We start from the raw sequence: 21851 nt of genomic DNA, 5'->3' as shown, positions 1-21851 counted from the left end.
TACGGACGGGACATTTATTCTGGAGGTGTCCGGGGTCATAGCATGCACCGACGTGCCGTCCTCGGATCGCTGGCCGCCGGGGTGGGGACACTGTTTGCCGGCTGTACTGGGTCGAGCGTCAACGGAACCGTGAGCACAAACGAGACGCCGCTCGTCCTCTCACACGACTACGCAGTTCAGGCGACGTACTCTGGCACTCAAATCGCTGTCGAGGTGACGGCCGAAAACGACGGCGACGAATCTATCACAACCGACCCGCCAGTCCCACGGATCGTCTGTACGTTTCGCTCCGATACCGGCGAGCAGGTATATCAAGCTGGACGCACGCTAGTGGACGCCGTTGGCGTCGGTGAGTCGACCACACTTGAGTTCGCACTTGGCGTCGATGTCGACGCCGTGGCACGCTACGAGCTCCGGTGCAAGTGGGTCGAGGAGTAGCGATCACCCGTCTTGATTGGCTGTCTCTCAGTGCAGAGCGGAAATTCGAAGCTGCGGCTTCCAACTCATGCTTGACTCAGGCCCGCTGGTCGGCATTCTACACCGACCACTACTAGTGGGAGAGGAACCAAAGACGACGGGATGGAACCGGCTGACTTTCTGGAAGACGCCACGGTCACTGTTGCTGACGATGTGTACGCCGTCTGCCGGACGGCCCACCCAGACCCGGACGCGTTCGTGACGGTGCAGGACGAGACAGAGACCACCGTCGTCGTCGACCAGACCAGCCCAACCGTGGACGAAGCCGCTGACGTGGAACGTGGCTGGAAGCGACTGACCTTCGATGTTGAACTCCCGTTCGAACTGGTCGGGTTCCTCGCAGTTGTCGCGTCGGCCCTGGCCGACGCCGACGTCTCTGTGTTCGTCGTCTCGGCGTATTCGACGGACCACGTGCTCGTCAAACAGTCGGACCTCGAGACGGCGCTTCAGACGCTTGACGACCTCGGGTGTGCGGTTTGAGGCGAGTGCCGCTGAGGTCAAGCCGCGCGCTACGTATGCCAGCCGGGCTATGATACGTAAACGGAAAAACAGAAGCGATGAGTACTGAACACGCTTGCACCAACGTGTATTCGCTGACTGGCGCTGACACGTGGCTGCACCAGTTCCGTGTGAACCGCCTCGGGTAGCCCCGAGGCACTCGGCCTGCTCAGCCTGTAGAGACGTTTGCAAGACGCTGTGATCCCATTTTACCGGCATTCCAACGGAACAACAGTACGACACAACCAGGGACTGGACCCTGCCCGATCGTTTGGAGGGAAATGGTGGGCCACAATGGGCAATTTGTGACCCACCGTGCTGCTATGTCAGAGGCACGGCTGGGTTCCGGACCCGAGAAACCCTACCAGACGACCAGCAATCAGGGGTGGTTGAAGCGGGGACCAGAACCCACTCGGATGTAATAATCGCCTAGTAAATAGACTTTGTTGAGACATGTCATCGAATGGCATAAGATAAGCCCTCTCGGAAACCGGCCATCCTGCCACAGTCTCTAGCGGTGTCCACAGTTCTACGTCGCACAACTTCGGTCCCGCTATGTGCATCAACGGAGCAGTCAGTTGCTGAGAGTGGGAGAGTCGGGACACATCGAACTAGCGGATACCGCGGCGTCGACGACAGAGTTGAGCCCTGACACAGTCGATAGAATAGACGAATCAATGGGGCACAGAATCCACGCAGGTCTGAGGTGAATGCGGAGAAGCGTGCGCTATATCCTTCATGCCTGCCGAGTTCTGGACCGCAGCCAGACCGCTTACTGATACATTCAGGTAGAGACTGGCACGCCTGCACAACCACCACCGATCAGGCAACAACGGAGTGGGGGGATAGGTGTGCAGCCATGGGGCAGCAGCGTGCAACACACCATTGGAAGTCGTCATCCACGACAACGGGTTCTGGACCCGGGTCAGTTGCTGAATTGGGGCGATCCAGAGGGAAGTGGAGCGGGGACCAGAACCCAACCGATTATTATATGATTAGTATTAAAATACTTGTGCCTTAGACTGACTGTCTTTTTTTTTTCATACAGCTGCTGAGGACTCACCGTCCAACTATCATGGCAGCGGATAACTGCGCGTCTACCGCCGAAATTGTCGTCATGACGATCGCCGTCAACGAGGCACTGTTACGCTGAAAATTCAATTCTACAGACGTTCGCACCCGACCACATCAAGGTCCACAGCCTTGCCGAGGAAATAGTCACTCTCGGGCCAATGAAACCCGGGGCTGGTGGCGGCTTCGAGTACAGATCAAAGACGGACCAGTCAACGGAGCAGTATCAACACGTATTCCGGCGGTTTGACGACCTCATCGAGACGAAACCAAGTGAAGTGGTCTTCGTCGATTCTCTCACCGACTTCGTTCCGGTGATATGGAAGTTCTTCGAACCAGGCGATCTGTACTTTAGTGCGCAAACGATCTGTTATATTGTAGCTGAGTCAAACAGTATACTCATCGCTGCTGGAGATGCTGACTTCATCAGTGCACAGCGGCAGGGGCTGCTTGAACGGTCTTTCGAAGCTGTGCTCGACTTCGGATGGTTTGGCGAGGGACTCCGACAACGGCGTACGCTTACCGTCTCAAATTTCGACCTCGTGATCGACCGGGATCGGTTTGGCATTTCTGAGATAGAGACGATTCCCCCGGGACGATAATTGAGACCTCGTGGCTCCGTGCCTCGTCCCAGCGGGTCTATTGTATCAGTTACCGTTCCTGAGTCAAGTAGGGGTGGCTGGGGTGGCCGCGACCGTCTTGCTGTCGTCTGCGAGGCCTGCTCTCACCGCGGCTGAAAGACGTGAACCGGCCAGTCGGTTTCGTAGTCGAGCGCCACCTCCCGCTCTGTAGCCGTCGGCTCGCGCACCGTGAGTTCGACTGGGTCACCGATGGAGACATCGGCGTAATCGGCGGCGACGCGTCCGAGGAGGCGGCCACCGGCCGCGAGTTCTACGACGGCGACCGTGTATGGCGCGTCTTCCGCGAACGCCGGCGGTGGCGTGTGAACTGCCGTGTACGAGAAGATCTGTCCCTCACGGGGCTGTGGCTCGACGTCGACGGCGCGGCTACCGCAGGCGTAGCAAGCCGGCCGCGGCGGCAACAGGACCTGTCCACAGTCCGCACAGACCCCGCCCAGTAACTCGCCGTCCGCAAGGGCGTCAAAGAACCCCGGCAGTGTCTGGGGGTCGGTCGCATCGAGGTCGTCGTCACTCATGGTGCCTCCGCCGTCGTGAGCACGTGGCCGACGGTGACAGCGTCAGCGACGCCACCTTCGTTGAGCAACAGGGCCGTCTCGGCCCCCTCGACTGCTCGGTCACCTGCGGCTCCGGTGAGCTGCTCGTAGGCTTCGAGCGCCTGCAGGAGTCCGGTCGCGCCGATGGGGTGGCCGCGAGCCTTCAGCCCGCCGCTCGGACTCAACTGCACGTCTGTCCAGCCGTCAGCCCGCTCCGCGGGCGGCAGGTAGCTCTGATAGCCCGTGCCTGTAGGCGCGAAGCCGGCAGCTTCCGCGAGGAGCGCCTCACAGACTGTGAACGCGTCGTGAACCTCCGCGATGTCGACAGCCGTGGCGTCGATGCCTGCCTCTTCGTATGCCGTCTCGGCAGCAATGCGAGCGCCAGCGATATCGGTCATGTTCCGCTCAGCGACCGCGATGTTGTTCGCAGCGGCCCCGCTGCCCGCGACGCGCACCTGCGGCCGGTCAAGATCTGCCGCTAGTTCAGCGGTCGTCACGAGGACAGCGGCGGCACCGTCGCCGACTGGCGCGCAGTCGTAGAGTTTCAGCGGCGGGGCAACTGGGTCCGATTCCAGCACGGTCGCCACGTTGATTTCCTTCGGGAACTGCGCCCGAGGGTTGCGAGCAGCGTTGGCGTGATTCTTCACCGCGACCTCGGCAAGGTCCCGCTCCGTGGCGTCGGTCTCGTGGAGGTAGCGCTGGCCGAGCAGTGCGTACTGGCTGGGTGCGGTGATGCCGGAGCGCTGCTCGATGGCGCGGTCGAATGCCGCCGACAGCGCGTCCGTCGCGCCGCTGGTGCCCGCAGACGTCATCTTCTCGACACCGCAGGCGAGCACGGCCTCATGCTCACCGTTGCGGACGTCCTTGACTGCGTGGCGCAGCGCGAGCGCGCCCGCGGCGGCACACCCTTCGACCCGTTCAGCGGGGACATACCGAAGGCCGGCCCACTCCGCCAGCAGCGTCCCGTACATGATCTGGTGTTCGTAGCTCTCCGACTGATTACCGACGTACACCGCCTCAACGATGTCGGCAGGGTCGGGCAGTTCGTCGAACGCCTCCGCGAGAGCGACCGAGAACAGGTCGCGGCCCGGGAGGTCCGTGCGGCCGAGCGGTGAGGCACCGACCGATGCAATGACTGGCTGTGGCATCCGTGCCTCCATATATCGAGGTTCTTAGTTAACAGTTCACATTTTCACGGTGCCTGAACTGTTTTCCTGTCGGACGGCACAACCGTTTTTAACGACTGGGAGAGAGGAGGATATAGAGACGATAGAGGCGGAGTTTCTCGGCGTGCAGGTGACACTCGCCGGACTGTTTCTGGTCATTCTCTTTGAGGGAGTCTTTCCGTATCCGACTGTCGGACTGCTGTTCGGTGCTCTGGGAACGACTGTTTTCCTGATGCGCTGCTTTCAGAGGACATCGACCGCGGACAGATGGAGGCGATCACCGCGGTCGGCGGGACACCCGTCCAGACGTATCTCTACGGCGTGCTCCCACAGGTAATGCCCCGGATTGTCGGGCTGTCGATTTACCGGCTCGACATCAATCTCCGTCACAGCACCGTCGTTGGGATTGTCGGAGCGGGTGGTATCGGGATCACACTGCTGAACTCCTTCGATAAGTACGATTACCAATTCAATATGGCGATTATCGCCGTCATCGTCGCGATTGTCATGGTCGGTGAAGGCGTCAGCGCTCTCGTCCGGAGGCGGATTCAATAATGTCAAACAGCACTAACTCTTGGAGCCGGTTCGATCGCCGTGAGCGATTGCTCCGGTTCTTTGGACCACTGGCTGGGCTTGTCATCCTCGTCGCAGCCTAGCGTGCCATGGAAGTGAATTACGGCTACGCCGTGACTGCTCCGCGCGAACTGGCTGACCTCTTCGGCCGGATGTATCCTCCCAATGTGGGATACTCCCGGAAAATTGTCGGGCCGCTCCTCGAGACCATCAACATCTCGATCCTCGGCACGGCACTGGCCATCGTGATGGCGATTCCGGTCGCGTTCCTCGGCGCCAGCAACACGACACCCAACAAGCCGGCGTATCTGCTGGGTAAGTTCATCATCTCGTTTACCCGTTCGGTCAACGTCATCATCTGGGCGTTGATCTTCGTGGTTATCTTCGGCCCGGGAGCCCTCGCTGGCGTGCTTGCGATTTCGATCAGGTCGATCGGGTTCACTGCAAAGCTAATCGCAGAGGCCATCGAGGAGATCGACCGCGGGTCTGTCGAGGCGATCACAGCAGCTGGGGCATCGTCCGTTGATGTGCTCATCTACAGTATCGTTCCACAGATCAAGCCGGCGTTCATCAGCGTGGCGACGCTTCGATGGGATATCAACGTCAGAGCGTCGACGATTATCGGATTCGTCGGTGCAGGCGGGATCGGCGTCCCGCTACAAACAGAGATCAATTACTTCAATTGGGAAGCAGTCCTGACGATACTCATCTCGATTCTGGGCCTTGTGCTCATCAGTGAAGCCATCTCAGCCTATCTGCGCAAGAAAGTGATGTAGGCGTTCGCATCTCGCGTCGCCCATTATTTGCCACACTATTAGATAATACTATAAATAATATATAAGAATGCTTATATATCTAGAGTATATATAGCCAGTGGGGCCAACGCCAGTGTCTGCCAACCTGGTTTTCCCCTTCTCCGTTTTACGAGTCGTCATCAACGGAGACAGCGCCGCGTGAATTTACTCCGAGAGCTTCGTGGATGACTGGCCGATTTAGCGATATAATACGCCGGCTAAAACGCACGAATAACGAGCCCACAACAGTTATTTAGAATCCAACAGTAGCCCTGGTTCGTTGATACAGGGCAGCTCTTCGAAGTGGTTCCTGGCACTCATGATGCTTGAAGCGATGTGTAGCCGCTAGTTGACTCTGTCAGACACGGGCTTTCGAACCCTGCCAATATGCTCACACCGATTCGTGGCCGCTTCGCTACTGGAGGAAGCGGTGTAACACGGGAGAACTTCCAAAAACCCGTCACGAAGACCAGCAACGACTCAGTAGTAGTCAGCAAACGAATGGTGGGCAGCCGGGGGGAGTGGCGTGCACGCACCATCCAAAGTCGTCATTCACGACGACAGGTTCTGGACTCGGGCCAATCGATGAACTGGATTGGACTCAAGGGGAAATGGAGCGAGGACCAGAACCCACCTAACGATATACAGTTGGTAACAAAAACAGTTGTGATATCTGCGTTCCGTCTGTCGGTTCTGGGATGACTGTACGGCCGGCATCGTTCCCTATTCCGGGAAATAAAAATCGGATTTCGACCGTCTGTGCGGGGACGTGTCCCTGAGTTTGGCGATTTTAGACGGATTGCAGTTTCGGACGATGACGACGTCGTAGGCGTCGTCCGAGGCAATCGATCCGCCGACACTGCTGATGCTCGTGACGAGGTGGCCGGCGTTTTCGCTCCCTATAAAGGCCATTGACGCGTCTTCTCTCTTGGCCATCTTGCGGATGGCTTTCGCCACCGACCCGGCCGGCGCGTACCGATCCACGACTGTATGTCGGAAATCGGAAGCCGGACACAGGTCTATCACCTGCTCGTGCAGTGAGGAGACAACTGTCTCCAAGTCGAATTCTTCGTTCGGCCCAATCCAGTCGTGTTCCCGAGCGTACTCCGCATTCCCGTTCCGGACGACACTGACGGCCAGCACCTCCTCTTCCAAGACGTTGCCGAACTCCGTCGCCCGAACGAGTGCTGCCTCGGCTAATTCAGAGCCGTCGAACGGCACAACGAGGGTCATATACCGACTATTAGACAAGCAGACAAGTAACACCGCATCCATTCTTACACAGCGGGAAACCAGCATCAGGCTCTATGAGCCAGCACCCCCCGAGAGCCGAGGGGGCCGCGCACAGCACAGGGCCTATAACTGTCGAGAGCGGTGGCGATGAACAGGCTGCCCATCGACTCGCCGGAAACGATAATAGACAGAGAATCGGCTGGTTCATCGACAAGCTCGTGAGACACAGTCCTTTTCAGCGCCTGTCGCATGAGAGGCTTCTATTCTGACAGTATTGCGGTCAAATACCAGTCCTGTGAGACGCTACTGAAGCTCCGACCGTACCTCGACTTGTAGCAATACCAGTGGTGGTATCGCAGTGAGTCGGATTATTAATAGTAGACGACACTAAATGCGACGTATGCGAGTCGCGGCAGTTGGTATCGGTGGCGCTGGAGGCCGGATCGTTGAGCGACTGTGGCAGGACAACGAACGCCGCGAAGGACCATATCTCGGCGCAGCCTGTGCCCTCGACACGGACACCGAAGCGCTCGGCGAACTCGATGGACTCCCGTCCGACCGGCGGCATGCCTTCGGGCTCTCCGAAACAACTGGGACCGGAACGAACGGGGACCGAGCGAGCGGTATCGCCGCTATCGAAGACGAACGGCTCGAGATTCGCCGGGCGATAGACGAACTGATAACGAGTGATATCGACGCTATCGTCCTCGTGGCCGGGCTTGCAGGCGGGACTGGCAGCGGTGCCACAGCCCACGTCGCCCACGCGCTCAGAGAGGTTTACTCGCTCCCACTCTACTGTTTAGCGGTGTTACCAGCCGGCAGGGACGACGACGCAGCCGCGAACACGATGCAGGCACTCCAGGCGCTGGAATCGCCTGTCGACGGACAGATACTGTTCGACAACGAAGCGTGGCTCGGAAGCGGCCAGACGGTCGATGAGACCTCCGAGACACTGAACGAAACCGTTGTGGCGCGGCTCGGGGCGCTATTCGCCGCAGGTGAGGCGACGGCATCCGACACCGTCGGTCAGAGTGTCGTTGACGCTAGCGAGATTATCAATACCCTCTCAGACTCTGGTTTCACAACGCTTGGCTACGCCAGTCAGGACCTGCAGGCGGATAGCGGGAGCGGAGACGGGACAGTTATAGGCCAGCTCAAAAACCGCTTTCTCGGGGACAACTCGGACGATGTTGACGAAATAGAGGCATACAACGCCGTCGAGACGACACTCCGCCGAGCGGTACGTGGCAAACTAACGATCCAGTGCGAGGTGGCGTCCGCCAATAAAGCCCTAGCTGTGTTTGCCGGGCCGCCCGCGTGGCTGATCCGGGAAGCCGTTACCGACGGGCGGCGATGGCTTACCGAGGAACTCCAGTCGCCGGAGGTCCGGAGTGGCGACATGCCCACGCCCGACCGAAACACGTTGTCGGTTTTAGTCGTACTTAGCGGCGTCACAGAACTGCCGCGGCTGGTGGAACTGAAAAAGTTAGCCGAACAATCGACATAACGACCTCTGATTGGAACAGCTGGCGGACGCCGCGGTCGAAGCTACGTTGCTTTGGAGCAGTGAATCTCACCCAGCAACGAGGACGGTCTCACCGAGGCGGCCGGGAACGGAAGCACATTACCGAGAAGTCACAAGCCAAATCCATTTCCATACGTCACTGGAATCGGCTTTGAGCGATGTCAGTTCGGTTACTCCAGTACTCTGACATTGAAACCGGCTGTGACGACCCCGTTCGGATGGGGCAGCTCGCCGGAACAATCCAGTCCATCCGCGGAGAGGACACAGGCGTCGCCGGTACCGGCGACAACACTGCCCCGGGTGTTCTCGCTCACTATTTCGAAGGCCGTCAAGCGCTACCGTTTTTCCGGGCAGTGAGTACCGATGTCGAGACGGTAGGAAACCACGATTTCGACTTCGGGACTGCGCCCATTCTAGACGTCATCTCAGAGAGTCCACAGGAGTGGATCGTCGCGAACGTCGCTGCCGGCGACAGTGAAGCCGGTTGTGGTTCTGGCATCGCTGGGTTAGACGGAATGACAGTTCTACACCGAGATAGCCAACAGATCGGATTCGTCGGGGTAATCGATCCCGCGACGCCCCGAATTGCTCCAACCGGCGCGTCGGAGCTGACCGTGACCAGTCCTGTCGAGAGCGTGCGAACAGCGGTGGGTGAACTCGGTCACACTGTCGATCAGTTCGTGGTGCTCGCACACTTACGGCGTGATTATGAGACCGCCGTTGCGGCCGTCGACGGTGTCGACGCGGTCCTCGGGGCCACGTCCACAGGGAACGCCACGAGATCGTCGACGGAACACTGGTTATCCGCCCCGGAGCAAACGGGCAAGTGGTCTGGGAAGTCGAACTGTTCGACGGGAATCGTCCGCCGGTGGCCACTCGGCATTCGACAGCTGAGGGACCTATCGACAAGTCGATGGCCGACACGACCCGCGAGCTGCTGGCCGATGTCGGCTTGCTGGAGACTGTCGCCACTGTCGACGACCCGATCTATCGCGATATCGACCGGCGTACCCGCGGCGAGAGTCGTATTGGCAACCTCGTGGCCGACGCCTATCGCTGGGCGGCTGATACCGATGTCGCCTTCGTCCACAATGGCGGCCTTCGAGAGGGGCGACCCCTGTCTGGTGAGGTCACGGCTGGCGAGGTGGCCAGCCTAAACCCCTTCGGCGGTAAGGTGGAGGTCCTCCGCCTTTCGGGTGACCAGCTACGAACGCTCTTGAAGGCAGCCTTCCGTCCCCACCGCGATGACGGACGGCTCTGGCACGGCGACATCAGCGGGATGACCGTCGAGTACGACACCGAGACTGGACGGCTAGTGAGCGTGGCTGTCAACGACAAGCCTATCGACGCCGGTCGCGAGTACAGGATTGCCACTAACTCGTACGTCGTCTACAGCGACGACTGGCCGATTCCGTGCGAGACAGCCGTCGATTCGGTCGGACCTCCGTTCAAGACTGTTGCAGACTACGCTCGCGAAGAAGGCCTCGCTGTCCAGGTGGACGGACGGCTCCGAGAATGCTGATGAGTTCACGCGAGGAATGACTGTGTATATGGCCTAGAAACGACGTTGAAGCCCGCTCAAAGTGAGCCGCTTATTCGGTGGCGAGTCGCGTAAGTATATATTCGAGAACAGACAGCGGTTTGCGCTACGCTGAGAACTCCACGTCGCGTCAGATTTGAGCCGGGAAAGTAGACACGTTTTTACTGATCGATTCTGGATTTCGTATCATGGCGGTAGATAACACTCGCTGTGAAAGCGGCTGTGCTGTCACGCTTCCCGATGTTGTGCCGTTCAACCTCGACCATTTGACACGTCAGAGCTGGGAACTGGGCACACGCTCTATTCAGGACGAGCAAACGATAGAACTCGGCGACTGGTCCTATCAGGCCGGGCAGTGGGCCCTGTCGTTGTTTGAGGTGACAAGCGAGACCGCCATTATCCGCATCCAGACACCAGTTGGTCGAAAGCGGTATTACGGGGCGATTCAGTCAGAGGTCCGCACGGCGATGCAAGAACTCGAAGCGAGCCCGGCCTGGCAGAAAGTTGTGTGAGTACCGACACTATTGACCTCTGCCTCTAAATCGGATTCCGCTACAGAGTGCCCGAACACAGACAGACCACGAAGCACCGCGTCGGAACAGCTGTCTCCAGCTTTCAGCACAGGCCTCGATTCGGTGGCTGATACACGGAGCTACTGCTTACCTGGCGGGTCGTAGTCATCCGAGAGGAAGATACTGTCCTGCTCCGAGTCGAAGTAGACTTCCAGCGCCCGGAGTGAGCCGGCATAGGCTGCAACCATTACGAAGACGAATCCGATCAGGCCGGGGAGGAGGAATTCAAGGGCCATTGTGCTACACCACCCGCTTCTTCGTAATAAGTGATTCAATCAGGATACGTGGTCCAGCTTCTCATTCAGCGCAGGTCTTGCGGCGAACTCGTCGTGGTCGGCCGCCGCCACGCTCAGTCGGTGTACCAGTACGCCCAGAGAATCAACACGCCCTGCAGTGGTAAGCGTGCCCAGCGGACCAGTACAGATGGCTGGCCACCGCCCGTGCCCTCGATGGTGACCATGGAAACAGCCATGTAGACGTTTGCGGGAAAAATTGCGACGAGCAGTGCGATCGTCGCCCATGCAGCGTATGAGCGCGTCTGCGGTACCAGCAGGCCGAACCCGACACCGATCTCGGCGACACCGGACAGGTACACCAGCGCAAGCGGTGCTGGCAAAACCGGCGGCACGATCTGGACGTATAGTTCCGGCACGACGAAATGCAGTATCCCAGCAACGACATACAGGGTCGACATCACGTAGCACAACGGCCGTTTGAACTGCCGCAAGCCAACATGCATCTACGACCTTGTTTGGCGGCCAGTGAAAAGCAAGTTGGGATTTGTACTTCAGTGAGGAAACAGAGTCGCGGCCTCTCAGCCGGGAAGAAAGAGATTGAGGACAGCCACGACTACGCCGGCGAGTCCCATTCGCGCGGCGGCAACGTACCACTGCTGGCCCGAAATCGAACCCATGTAGGCACCGAACGCACCCAACACACCGACACCGAGGCCAACCGCGATGAGTGCCGCCTCTGTCATTGTGACGACGGTTCCTGCGACAAGGAACGGGGTCAGCGGAATCAGAATCCCGACCAGCGGGCCGAGGCCGCTCATAATGGCGTGGACGAAGCGGGCACCGCGCTGGTTTCGCTGCACGCGGGTATCATCGAGATCCGTAAGCATCGCTTGCTCGATACGTCTGATTTCGGCCCGGGTTTCGGCACGTTCGATTTCCCACACGCTCCAGACTGCAGAGGTCCCGAGGCCAACTGCCGCGCCCAGTCCGATTTTGATCACAGTGTATCCATCAGGGACCCCAGACAGGACAGCGCCGACGATGATGCCGATGCTCGTGAGTGTCCCGTCAAAGCCGTTCGAAATGAAGTACCGACGGGAGATAGCAAGAACATCTTCCTTTCCGAGCAGTCGCCTGATGAATTGTCGAATGGACGCCACAGCGCATCAGCCATCCTGTAACGTCCGTCGATCCGTGACAACAGCGTCACCGCAGGCAACCTGGTCTACAGAGTGCACTGACCCGCCGAGGTGTTCGATCGTTTTCTCGATTGCCTCGAAATCCAGATCGTCGCCTTCGAACGTGACCTTGACATTCTGCACTTCCTGATCCAGTTCAATCAGAGACGATGTTACTCCGTCGACCCCCGCAATTTCGGCCAGTTGGTCGGTAAAGGTCAGGAGCGGCGGATCGTGTGGTTTCAGGACATCGATTACAATGCGTCGGACTGCTGCCATATCTCAACACGCGCGGAGTTATGATAAAAATGTGTGCCAATACCACCCTGTCATCGGACCACTCCTATCGAGGTACCTGACGGCGACGCTGTACATCCTCTATCCGAAGCGGGCAAGAAACTTCCGCAGGCGAGATGTTATTAGATCCCACTGTGTAGTTCATCGAACAGCGTCTCTGGATTACGATGCATCTGCAACGACATCGAGCCGACCAGTTCGCTGCGCGGACGCTGACACAGCAAAGGCTCAGAAGCCACAGTCACGGACGGGTGCAAACAGAAATCTGTCTTCAGTCACCCCGGAACGCCCTCCGTTGCCCAGATAGCTGACCGAGTGCAAACAAGCGACTCCCAGTATGTACGACACCATCCTGTTCCCGACTGACGGGAGCGACGCCGCAGAATCGGCTCTTGAATACGCGCTACAGATCGCAGCCGAGCACGAGGCGACATTGCATATCCTCAACGTCGCCGATACTGGCCGAGACAGTGTCACAACGATTCGTGGAGAGGTCATCGACGTTCTCGAAACAGAAGGAGAGCGCATTGTGGCGGAAGCCGCGCAACATGCGAAGGATGAGGGCGTCCCAGTCGTCTCGACGGTTCTCCAAGGAGACCCGCACAGGACGATACTCGACTACAGCGAACAGTCCGACATTGACTGCATTGTCATGCCGACGCACGGACAGCGGGGGATCAAGCGAATCCTCCTCGGAAGCGTCACCGAACGTGTCATCAACACGGCGACGGTTCCCGTCATTGCGGTCAACCCCGCAGGAGAGCGGTCACTCGTGTATCCGCCGACACACGTCCTTGTCCCGACAGATGGCAGCCGTGGCGCGGGGGTCGCAGTGACACAGGGGATTGCTGTTGCAAACGCGACGGGGGCAACACTCCATCTGCTCCACGTTGTCGAGACCGGCGGTCTCGGGCTCGATGCACGCTCTGTCCTGAAGGAAGGGGAGTTGACTGATCGGGCGAACGAAATTATGGCCGAGGCAACCGAGAGAGTTGAGGAAACGTCGCTTGACTCGGTCACCACCGCCATCGAACACGGTACCCCATCAAAGGTGATTCGCGATTACATCGACGAGAACCAGATCGGTCTCGCGGTTATGGGGACTCACGGACAGACTGATTTCAGCAGGTACGTTATGGGTGGTGTCAGCGCCAAAATCGTCCGGACGTCCCCAGTTCCAGTGACGTGGGTTCGTGAGCCCGACGCTGAATCAGATGAGTAGGGCGGTTCGTGAATCTGTCAGCACATCCCAGAGCACGGGTCTGAGAAAGCGCTGCGTGTGCGGGACCGTGGTCGGACTCTGGATATGCGGGAGTGTTTAGTAACTATAGCCACCACCTAAATCGGATCATGACCACAGACGACTCACAGTCCGGTGGAGGAACGAGCAAGGTCGATGCCGTGATTCAGAAGTACGGTCTTGTCGGGATGGGTGCAGAGCTTGAGAGCCGATGGGTTGGTGACGAGGGAGAGGAACAAAGCACCCGCGACCTTGCGGAGTATTTCAATCAATCAGTGCTCGAATCCGCTATTGAAGGGGTTGACGCCCCGACATTGAGTGGTGATGTCCAACAGGTCTATCAGTCACTCAGTGAAGACGACGCCGACGCCCCACTCATACGCTCCCGCCTCGAACAGAGCGGAGTCGATATCGAATCCGTGATGGCTGATTTTATTTCCCACCAGACGGTGTATCGCTATCTCAAGAACGATCGGGGCGCGGCTAGGCCCGAGCAGACACCCGAAGAACGGAAAGAAAGTGCCATTGACAGAATACAGCGGCTCCGGGGGCGAACCACCGCCGTGACGAGGCAAACTATCGAGAGCTTAGAAAAAAACGACGCCACCTCAGCGGGCGATTTCAACATCATCAACGAACTGCAGGTACTGTGTGAGGACTGTGGCCGTAGCTACGATATTGTCGCATTTCTGGAACAGGGTGGCTGCGACTGCCAGTCCGAATGAGGGTTTCTTCCCAAGCAGGCACAGGAACGCTGGCAGCCCAGCCAGCGGGTCTGTAAGCAGACGCAGTTCCCCGACAGAAGGTAATCAGTCGAGCCTCGGGAACCGGGCGGACTTACAGTCGACGCTGCAGAACGCGTATTCCGTGACGTTGCCGGCCCCATCTCTGGTAGTGACATTTCGATACTGGACGTTTTCCCCGATCGGTGCTTCGCAGTGGTCGCAGTGGCGCGTTGCAATCGAGCTAATGACGACCCTGATAGATTGGCTCTCGACACTTTCGGGGGCTGCATTCCGGGCCTGGTCTGCGTTTGCGATGTCCGCTGGTTGTTGGCTACGATACTCCTGCGTGTTTTGTGCGTTCATGATGGTGCTGAGTGTGGATTTGTAGTTTGTGTCACAGCGCGTCGTGTGATGGGTCATCACGACTCGACAGCCGTTGGCCGGTGCTCTGGGGACCAGCCGGGACTGACGTTTTCCACCTGTGTGCGGACGTTTGCCCGCACTGTGGTGGTCTACGTCAGTTTAAAATTTGAAAAATGTAAAACCGGATGTAGAACGATCCGTACCGATCACGTGCCGGGACAGCGGGCTTACTTTCCAAGCCGTACAGTCGACGCCCGGATTCATGGAAATAACTTCACTGGATGTACACTTAACGATTATGTGAGATTCGTTCACACCCACCAACTACCGGCGTTTGCAGACAGCCCCGTCTCAGTAGATGAGTTGATGCACACTAACCAAATGATTAAATACAACAGTTTGTTATATATATATACATGGAACCGGGTGTCCAGACGGGAGAAGCGTCCCGGAAAACAATGGCAGCTACCGTCGTAGCGACCGGTTATACGATTTTTATACTGCCTGCCTAGTAATCCGCGTAGACCATCGCAGTCCGGGCAGTACCCCGGTATCGGTGGAAAACGCCGGTGAGTCGATTATCGCGACTGTGGAGTAGTGTGGACCAGTCGATAGAACGAGACCATCCCCCGTCAACAACGAATCGATACGAACGATGAATGGACAAAGTGACGCAGAACAGTCGTTAGCAACCGGTCGCTGCGCTATGGAAGTCAGCGGCAACACAACCACTACCGAGCTGATAATTCAAAATAAGTCGACCCGAGTTCTAGTTGGTGGGTCACCGACCTACCGCTGTGACTACTGTGGGCAGGTGATCAGCGAACAGATGAGGTACAGAGGTCTTACGATACGAGACTCAGGCGGAGAGATAACAGAGCATTTTTTCTGTGAAGAGGAATGCATGACATCGCAGTACCCCAATATCTGAGATTCCTGTTTTGCTTTCGACTGGTATAGACTACAAATATACAAAAATATAGCATATAGTACAATATACTCATATTATGGGCCACGCAGACGGCAACCAAATAGTAAGAATTATCGAAATAAAGGTTATTTCCTATATACTTTTTCCAGAGAATAGTTTGAGCGTCCGTTTATTTCTATATACTCTATACAGATGCGCTATTTTGTTGCTCTACAGGATTGTTTGATATATAAATATCCCATGAGTGTTAATATTTAATGATATGAAATAAGGGATGGGTTTACGTGTGTCCACAAGCCATGTGAATTCATGACACAGTATAACAGCAGCAAGGGAATTCTGTACAAAGAGTTGCCAACAGACACAGCGAAACCCGAAGAAGACAGCAAGCTAAGCACCAGAGACGGCGGCGCAACCCAAACAGTCGCAAACGACTGACACTGGTTCATAGTCGACAGCCGCCTTGGACCAGTCTTCGGAATTACGTGGCCAGCAAAGGAGACGTGGAGTTCGCTTGCGGCGGTCTGTTCCGGAGTTACAGCTTCGAACCAACAGGTAGTATCGTATGGGCCGTAATTGAGTGGCGTCTCTCTCAGTTTGGACGTAGATAGAGAGACTGAGGTCTCAATTCGGTTCAGTCAGGTGTGTCTGTGTATCGCTTTCCCTCTTGCATTCTGTGCGGCTTCCATTATCGATTCACTTAGTGTTGGGTGCGTGTGGACCGTTGAACCGATATCTTGAAGTTTTGCCCCCATTTCTATCATTGCCGCGATTTCTGCAATCAACTCAGAGGCCTCCGGACCGACAATCTGTGCACCGATCACACGTTCGGTTTCTTTTGCGGCGACGATTCGGACAAAGCCGTCCGTCCGGTTTGCTGTCAGTGCTCGACCAGACGCCTGAAACTGGAACGTACCTGTGACAGGCGTAATTCCCTCGTTCGCTGCTTCGGTCGCCGTGAGCCCGACGGTTCCGATTTCCGGCTCGGTAAACACGGCAGCCGGGAGGGCCTGATAATCGACTGCCGCTGGCTCGCCAGCGACTACTTCTGCTGCAACCTCCCCTTCTTTTGATCCCTTGTGCGCGAGCATCGGTTCACCAGCAACGTCACCGACTGCGAAAATGTGCTCCTTGTTTGTCCGACATCTGCTATCCGTTGGAATGAACCCCTGAGAACTGGTTTCGACGCCGGCGGCATCGATACTGAGCGTGTCAGTCACCGGGCGTCGGCCGACGGCAACGAGTATTCTGTCAGCGGTGAGCTCTATATCACTATCGTGTGCCGCTCCGTCGGCGGGGACAGCAGTCAGAACGGCCTCGTCACCAGACTCAGCCCAGTTGTCCGCGGTGTACCCGAAATGGAAATCCACACCCAGATTCTCCGCTCGCTGCCGGACTACCGAAGCAATGTCTTGCTCATAGCTGGGAAGCGCTTGCTCCAGCATCTCAACGACCGTGACATCGCTTCCAAGTCGGCTGTAGACAGTCGCTAGTTCCATGCCGATGTATCCGGCTCCGACGATTGCGAGTTCGTCGGGTACTGTTTCAAGGGTCAAAGCGCCGGCAGAGGACACAATATACTCGTCACCGTAGTCGAACCCCGGAATTTCAATCGGCCGGGACCCCGTCGCGATGATGCAGTATTCGAATTTTAGCGATTCAGACCCCTGTCCATCACCCTGGTGGACGATTCTGATCTTGTTTTCATCAGCAAATTCGGCAGTCCCTTGCAGCAGGTTCACGCCAGCTGCCGTACACAGTTGCTCGATACCGCTCGTTAATTGATCGACGACGCCGTCTTTCCAGTCCATCATCTCGTCGAGCGCAACTGTTGGGTCTGCGTAAATTCCCAGCTCCTCCGCGTTGCCCGCCTCCGCTGCCAGTTTTGAAGCGTTGAGCAGGGCCTTTGAGGGGATACAGCCACGGTTGAGACAGGCTCCGCCGTACGCTCCCTTTTCTACGAGCGTGACATCGAGGTCAAGCTGTGCGGCGCGGATTGCGGCGACGTATCCGCCGGGACCAGCACCAATAACCAGTACGTCAGTCGACGTAGTTACATCTCCGACAACCATTATTCTAGTAGGAGCAGATTTGGATTTCGCAGGTATTTCTGTACGGCATTCGTGAACTGGGCGGCGTCTGCGCCATCAAGCACCCGGTGGTCGAACGACAGCGAGAGGGTCATGACATGGCGGGGTTCTATCGTCTCCTCACCATCTCTTTCGACGACTCGTGGCTTCTTTTTTATTTCTCCCAGTGCCAGGATGGCGCTCTCCGGTTGGTTGATGATCGGGGTTCCGTACTCCCCGCCGATACCGCCTATGTTCGAGATGGTAAATGTCCCGCCACGCATTTCCTCCGGCGAAAGACTCCGTTCTCTGGCCTTCTGAGTCTTTTCGTAGGTTTCAGCGGCGACTTCGAGCAGGCCTTTCGTATCGACATCCTCGACGACAGGAACCAGCAGGCCGTCATCAGTCGCCGTTGCGATACCGATATTGTAGTACTGTTTCTCGACGATTTCCTCGTTTGCTTCGTCGAGAGAGACGTTTATCTGTGGGTTCTCTTGCAGAGCCGCGGCGCACGCTTTCATCACGAACGGCAAATACGTCAGTCGGATATCGTGCTCCTCTGCCGCCTGTTTGAGGGCCGAGCGAGCGTCGACCAGAGCGGTAACATCAACCTCGTCCTGATGGGTGACGTGCGGGGCCGTGTATTTCGACTCCGTCATCGCCGAGCCAATCGTCTGCCTGATTCCGTTGTATGGCTTTCGAGATTCCGGGCGCGCTGGCTCGTCTGTCGCTGCTCTCCTGGCTACCGCTTCTCGATCCGTTTTCTGTGCTTGCTGGTGTGCCTCTGCGTACTCCCGGACCGTTTCGAGCGTGACAAAGGGTTCTCCGTCTTTTCGTTCATCGGTGGGAACGGTATTGAGGTCAATTCCTTCCTTCGCTGCGATGTGTCTGGTTTTCGGGACGGCAACGGTCGTTTCCCGGTCTGCCGTTTCGTGCATCTGTGCCGAACTGACAGACTGCGCCGGGGCAGACTGCTGATCTCGTTGCCCCGCGGCAGCGGTCTGCTGATTTGAACGCTCCTGAGTCGAGGACGCGCTCGCGTACGCGCGTACATCTGACCCTGTTATGCGCCCAGAAGACGAATCAACAATGTTGGAAATATCAACGCCCAGTTCGCGGGCGAGACGCCGCACGGACGGCGGTGCGGGGACTTGGACGCTCTGGGTCACCGCTGGGTCCGACGGCGCATCTCCGGTTGGCTGTGGTGTAGCTTCGTCGTCGGTCTGGGAGCCACTTTCCGAGGTGGCGTCATCTGGAGGCGTTACTGCGGTTTCGTCTGATTTGTTTTCACCCTCTACTCGGAAGACGATAATCACATCACCGACTGGGACAACCTCACCTTCCGTAGCACGGAGTTCTTCGACGACACCGTCAACGGGGGACGGAACGTCGACGACGGCTTTGTCGGTCTCGACCTCCGCTACCGGCTGGTCTTCGGAAACTGCGTCGCCCGGCGCAACACGCCAGCGAAGCAGTTCGCCCTCAGCGACGCCTTCACCGACATCGGGGAGTTCGAACTCGCGTACCATGTTAGAAGTCGACTGTTTCGCGAATTCCGTCCTGGATACGGACCGCCTGCGGCAGGTAGTAATCCTCCAGTGAATGAAGTGGCATTGGGGCATCGAAGCCGGCGATTCGTTTGATTGGCGCTTCCTGATGCACGAGCGCTTCTTCTTGAATCGTCGTTGCGATTTCGGCCCCTAGTCCGCCAGTCTTCGGTGCCTCGTGGACAATCGCGGCTCTCCCGGTCTTCTTGAACGAGTCAGTGATCGTCTCTATATCGAGGGGAGACAGAGTTCGCAGGTCGATGACTTCGGCCTCGATGCCGTGTGACTGGCTGAGATTCTCCGCTGCGATCAGGGCAGGCCGGGTCATAGCTCCCCACGTGTAGACTGAAATATCGCTTCCGTCACGCCGGACAGCAGCCTCACTCAGCGACACTTCATACGGTTTTGTCGGGACATCTTCACGGAAGGCGCGGTAGATCAACTTCGGCTCAAGGAAGATGACTGGATCCGGGTCGTGGATGGACGCCGCCAGCAGTCCCTTTGCATCGTAGGGCGTGCTCGGAGAGACGACCTTGAGGCCGGGTTCGTGCACGAAGAACGCTTCCTTCGACTCGGAGTGGTGTTCTGGGGCCCGGATGCCACCGCCGTACGGAGCCCGTATCACCATCGGCACCGAATACTGTCCCTGGCTACGGCTCCGGAGGCGAGCGGCGTGACTGACAATCTGATCGAAGGCAGGATACATGAAACCCATGAACTGCATCTCGGGAACAGGCTTCATCCCGGTCTGGGCAAGTCCAATCGAGGCCCCGATAATGCCGGCTTCTGCCAGTGGCGTGTCGACGACGCGGTCTTCACCGAACTCTTCGTAGAGCTGGTCGGTTGCTCTGAAGACACCGCCGTTCTTTCCGACATCTTCGCCAAGCACGACTACGCTGTCGTCCTGTGCCATTTCTGTGTACAGCCCGTCCTGTATCGCTTCCACGAGAGTGAGACGCTGAGCCGTTTGCCCCGTCTGCGTGCTGGCTGTCGAACTCATTCCAGCACCTCCGAGAACGCGCCGTCGTCGTACTTCTCCCGCAGTCGGTTCAGTTCGTCCCGCTGTTCTTCGAGTCGCGCTGGAACGTCATCGTACACGTGCTCAACGATGTTATCCGGACTCGTTTCCGTCTGCTCTGCCGTCGCTATCGCGTCGCTGACCTCCTGTTCGATTCGGTCCTGGATCTCACTTTCAAGGTCCGGATCGAGGATACCCTCGTTGTAGAGATACTTTTCAATGCGGTCCACAGGGTCGCGGTCTCGCCAGGCCTCCTCTTCCGATTCGTCTCTGTAGACGGACGGGTCATCCGCAGTGGTGTGAGCGCCGAAGCGATACTGGACAGATTCGATAAGCGTTGGCCGCAGCGCTCCGGGAGCTGGATTCCGAGCTTTCTCCAGTGCCTCACTGGTGACTTTGTAGACCGCGAGCGGGTCCAGTCCGTCGACACGAACGCTGTCGATACCGTATGCCTGTGCCTTTGTAGCGATGGTTTCGCTCGCAGTCTGTCGCTCTCGGGGGACCGAAATCGCCCATTGGTTGTTGTTACAGACGAACACAGCAGGGACGTCGAATACCCCGGCAAAGTTCAGTCCTTCGTGGAAGTCTCCTTCGGAGGTCGCACCATCACCGAGATGACACAGGACGGCCGTATCCGTCTTGCCCTGTAGCTTGTGTCCCCAGGCCATTCCCATAGCCTGCGGAACCTGGGTTGCTATCGGAATATACTCCGGCATCACGTTGACATCTTCAGGGATTGCATATCCTTCCCGATAGCCTCTTAGTGGTTCGAAGAGGGATGCCAGCTCCATTCCGTGAGCGTACTTCGCCGCGTGCTCCCTGTAAGTCGGGAACAGCCAGTCTTGCTCGGCAAGCGCAAAGCTCGTGGCGACCTGTGACCCCTCCTGCCCGGTCATTGGTGCGTACGTCGCCAGTCGCCCCTGTCGCTGGAAGCTGATCGCCCGCTGATCGAAGTGACGGGCGAGCTTGATTGTCTCATACAGTTCAAGTAACTGCCTATCTGAGAGATCAGGGACAGACGCCTGCGGTAATACGTTGCCTTCAGCATCCAGTACCTGGACTAGCTCCGAGTCTTGTCTGACGGGCGCTGGCAAGTCCGCGTTTCCTGCTTCGTTTTTTATGTTCATTGTTTTCGATGATGTTTGTATATTCGATAGACGTTCCCTCGACAGACCCTGATGACCCGAACAGCCGCTGGGTACAGCTCTCCGAGCGTGTTCAAGGCTGGCGTTTTCCGCCAGGGCACAGGGACCACCTGTGCGCTAGCGGTCTACGCCAGTTTAAATGTCGAAAATGTAAAAGACGGGGCTGTGGCGGAGGGCAGTGCCCAGTCCATTAACTGCCGGGACAGCTGACCTGCAGGGCAGGCGGTAGGGTTCAAGCCCGGTTGCATATGCGAAGTCTGACATGGAAGATACTTATTGTTTGTGCGACAATCGTTCACACGTAACAGATACTGGGCCGGTGTGAACGGTGACAGTTACTGGTCCGAAGCGGCGTGGAGTCAGGGGCTAAGTAAAATATATTGAACTATTATATTCACACCCTCCATCTTGTGATACTGGTAACAGAGCGTACATTCAGACGGTAATACGGATGTATTGATATAACGGTGTGCTGTGAA

The 21851-nt window shown here is 57.4% G+C and carries 21 protein-coding genes and 2 pseudogenes; 11 read left to right on the top strand and 12 right to left on the bottom strand.

From position 1 onward, the window contains the following. Nucleotides 1-42: 42 nt before the first annotated feature. The 3 genes from D3D01_RS14845 (at nt 43) to D3D01_RS14835 (ending at nt 2648) form a co-directional block, all read left to right on the top strand. Complete coding sequence (locus D3D01_RS14845) at nt 43-438, top strand: hypothetical protein (RefSeq protein WP_101351888.1); 396 nt, start codon at nt 43-45, stop codon at nt 436-438. 141 nt (nt 439-579) lie between these two features. Then, nucleotides 580-957, top strand: a complete 378-nt coding sequence (locus tag D3D01_RS14840) for an ACT domain-containing protein (protein WP_101351889.1) — start codon at nt 580-582, stop codon at nt 955-957. 1250 nt (nt 958-2207) lie between these two features. Next, complete coding sequence (locus D3D01_RS14835) at nt 2208-2648, top strand: hypothetical protein (RefSeq protein WP_121512706.1); 441 nt, start codon at nt 2208-2210, stop codon at nt 2646-2648. Nucleotides 2649-2770: 122 nt separating this feature from the next. Here the strand turns inward: D3D01_RS14835 and D3D01_RS14830 are convergent, their stop codons facing one another. Together D3D01_RS14830 and D3D01_RS14825 are read right to left on the bottom strand one after the other, a co-directional pair. Beyond that, nucleotides 2771-3202, bottom strand: coding sequence for a Zn-ribbon domain-containing OB-fold protein (locus D3D01_RS14830; protein ID WP_121512705.1), 432 nt, complete (start codon nt 3200-3202; stop codon nt 2771-2773). Further along, nucleotides 3199-4368 carry a beta-ketoacyl synthase N-terminal-like domain-containing protein gene (locus D3D01_RS14825; RefSeq protein WP_121512792.1) on the bottom strand — a complete coding sequence of 390 codons (1170 nt, stop codon included), beginning with the start codon at nt 4366-4368 and terminating at the stop codon, nt 3199-3201. The genes D3D01_RS14830 and D3D01_RS14825 overlap by 4 nt, the downstream gene beginning before the upstream one ends. Nucleotides 4369-4632: 264 nt before the next feature. On the opposite strand from D3D01_RS14825, the pseudogene D3D01_RS14820 reads away from it, so the two are divergent. Together D3D01_RS14820 and phnE are read left to right on the top strand one after the other, a co-directional pair. Continuing rightward, nucleotides 4633-4941 (top strand): annotated as a pseudogene (locus D3D01_RS14820) (ABC transporter permease subunit); the annotation flags it as partial. Continuing rightward, nucleotides 4941-5735, top strand: a pseudogene (gene phnE / locus D3D01_RS14815) (phosphonate ABC transporter, permease protein PhnE). The pseudogenes D3D01_RS14820 and phnE, both read left to right, overlap by 1 nt. Before the next feature lie 741 nt (nt 5736-6476). On the opposite strand, the gene D3D01_RS14810 reads toward phnE, so the two are convergent. Then, complete coding sequence (locus tag D3D01_RS14810; protein WP_121512704.1) at nt 6477-6986, bottom strand: universal stress protein; 510 nt, start codon at nt 6984-6986, stop codon at nt 6477-6479. 400 nt (nt 6987-7386) lie between these two features. Between D3D01_RS14810 and D3D01_RS14800 the strand changes: the two genes are divergently transcribed. From D3D01_RS14800 to D3D01_RS14790, 3 genes are all read left to right on the top strand, one after another. After that, complete coding sequence (locus D3D01_RS14800) at nt 7387-8493, top strand: tubulin/FtsZ family protein (protein ID WP_121512702.1); 1107 nt, start codon at nt 7387-7389, stop codon at nt 8491-8493. Between the two features lie 844 nt (nt 8494-9337). Then, entirely contained in the window at nt 9338-10033 is a 696-nt protein-coding gene (locus tag D3D01_RS24550) for a 5'-nucleotidase C-terminal domain-containing protein (protein ID WP_233563387.1), read from the top strand. Nucleotides 10034-10239: 206 nt separating this feature from the next. Further along, entirely contained in the window at nt 10240-10563 is a 324-nt protein-coding gene (locus D3D01_RS14790; RefSeq protein ID WP_121512701.1) for a hypothetical protein, read from the top strand. A 140-nt stretch (nt 10564-10703) separates the two neighbouring features. Here D3D01_RS14790 and D3D01_RS24140 read toward each other — a convergent pair whose 3' ends face one another. The 4 genes from D3D01_RS24140 to D3D01_RS14775 all read right to left on the bottom strand — a co-directional run bounded on the left by D3D01_RS24140 (nt 10704) and on the right by D3D01_RS14775 (nt 12316). Next, nucleotides 10704-10859 (bottom strand): hypothetical protein, encoded by a 156-nt coding sequence (locus tag D3D01_RS24140; RefSeq protein ID WP_199722347.1) that lies wholly within the window; start codon nt 10857-10859, stop codon nt 10704-10706. Nucleotides 10860-10972: 113 nt separating this feature from the next. Next, entirely contained in the window at nt 10973-11362 is a 390-nt protein-coding gene (locus tag D3D01_RS14785) for a DoxX family protein (RefSeq protein WP_121512700.1), read from the bottom strand. 75 nt (nt 11363-11437) lie between these two features. After that, nucleotides 11438-12019 (bottom strand): VIT1/CCC1 transporter family protein, encoded by a 582-nt coding sequence (locus D3D01_RS14780; RefSeq protein WP_101351902.1) that lies wholly within the window; start codon nt 12017-12019, stop codon nt 11438-11440. A 6-nt stretch (nt 12020-12025) separates the two neighbouring features. Continuing rightward, nucleotides 12026-12316 carry a DUF211 domain-containing protein gene (locus D3D01_RS14775; protein WP_121512699.1) on the bottom strand — a complete coding sequence of 97 codons (291 nt, stop codon included), beginning with the start codon at nt 12314-12316 and terminating at the stop codon, nt 12026-12028. Between the two features lie 355 nt (nt 12317-12671). Here D3D01_RS14775 and D3D01_RS14770 point away from each other — a divergent pair, with 355 nt between their 5' ends. Next, nucleotides 12672-13556: a universal stress protein gene (locus D3D01_RS14770; protein WP_121512698.1), complete on the top strand. Its 885-nt coding sequence runs from the start codon at nt 12672-12674 to the stop codon at nt 13554-13556. Nucleotides 13557-13684: 128 nt separating this feature from the next. Continuing rightward, nucleotides 13685-14299: a rod-determining factor RdfA gene (gene rdfA / locus D3D01_RS14765; RefSeq protein WP_121512697.1), complete on the top strand. Its 615-nt coding sequence runs from the start codon at nt 13685-13687 to the stop codon at nt 14297-14299. Between the two features lie 84 nt (nt 14300-14383). Here rdfA and D3D01_RS14760 read toward each other — a convergent pair whose 3' ends face one another. Then, nucleotides 14384-14719: a hypothetical protein gene (locus D3D01_RS14760; RefSeq protein ID WP_233563385.1), complete on the bottom strand. Its 336-nt coding sequence runs from the start codon at nt 14717-14719 to the stop codon at nt 14384-14386. A 1183-nt stretch (nt 14720-15902) separates the two neighbouring features. Here D3D01_RS14760 and D3D01_RS24850 point away from each other — a divergent pair. Then, nucleotides 15903-16031: a hypothetical protein gene (locus D3D01_RS24850; protein WP_255410436.1), complete on the top strand. Its 129-nt coding sequence runs from the start codon at nt 15903-15905 to the stop codon at nt 16029-16031. 200 nt (nt 16032-16231) lie between these two features. Here the strand turns inward: D3D01_RS24850 and lpdA are convergent, their stop codons facing one another. The 4 genes from lpdA to pdhA are packed head-to-tail and all read right to left on the bottom strand — an operon-like array spanning nt 16232 to nt 21354. Then, nucleotides 16232-17665 carry a dihydrolipoyl dehydrogenase gene (gene lpdA, locus D3D01_RS14750; protein WP_121512695.1) on the bottom strand — a complete coding sequence of 478 codons (1434 nt, stop codon included), beginning with the start codon at nt 17663-17665 and terminating at the stop codon, nt 16232-16234. Further along, nucleotides 17665-19191 carry a dihydrolipoamide acetyltransferase family protein gene (locus D3D01_RS14745; protein WP_121512694.1) on the bottom strand — a complete coding sequence of 509 codons (1527 nt, stop codon included), beginning with the start codon at nt 19189-19191 and terminating at the stop codon, nt 17665-17667. The genes lpdA and D3D01_RS14745 overlap by 1 nt, the downstream gene beginning before the upstream one ends. 1 nt (nt 19192) lies before the next feature. After that, nucleotides 19193-20209: an alpha-ketoacid dehydrogenase subunit beta gene (locus D3D01_RS14740; RefSeq protein ID WP_121512693.1), complete on the bottom strand. Its 1017-nt coding sequence runs from the start codon at nt 20207-20209 to the stop codon at nt 19193-19195. Continuing rightward, nucleotides 20206-21354, bottom strand: coding sequence for a pyruvate dehydrogenase (acetyl-transferring) E1 component subunit alpha (pdhA, locus tag D3D01_RS14735; protein WP_121512692.1), 1149 nt, complete (start codon nt 21352-21354; stop codon nt 20206-20208). The genes D3D01_RS14740 and pdhA overlap by 4 nt, the downstream gene beginning before the upstream one ends. Between the last annotated feature and the right edge of the window lie 497 nt (nt 21355-21851).

The organism is Haloarcula sp. Atlit-7R (assembly GCF_003666065.1).
GTDB classification, from domain to species: Archaea; Halobacteriota; Halobacteria; order Halobacteriales; family Haloarculaceae; genus Haloarcula; species Haloarcula taiwanensis.
Note: the sequence above shows the minus strand (reverse complement) of the source record. Positions and strands in the feature narration are given on the sequence as shown.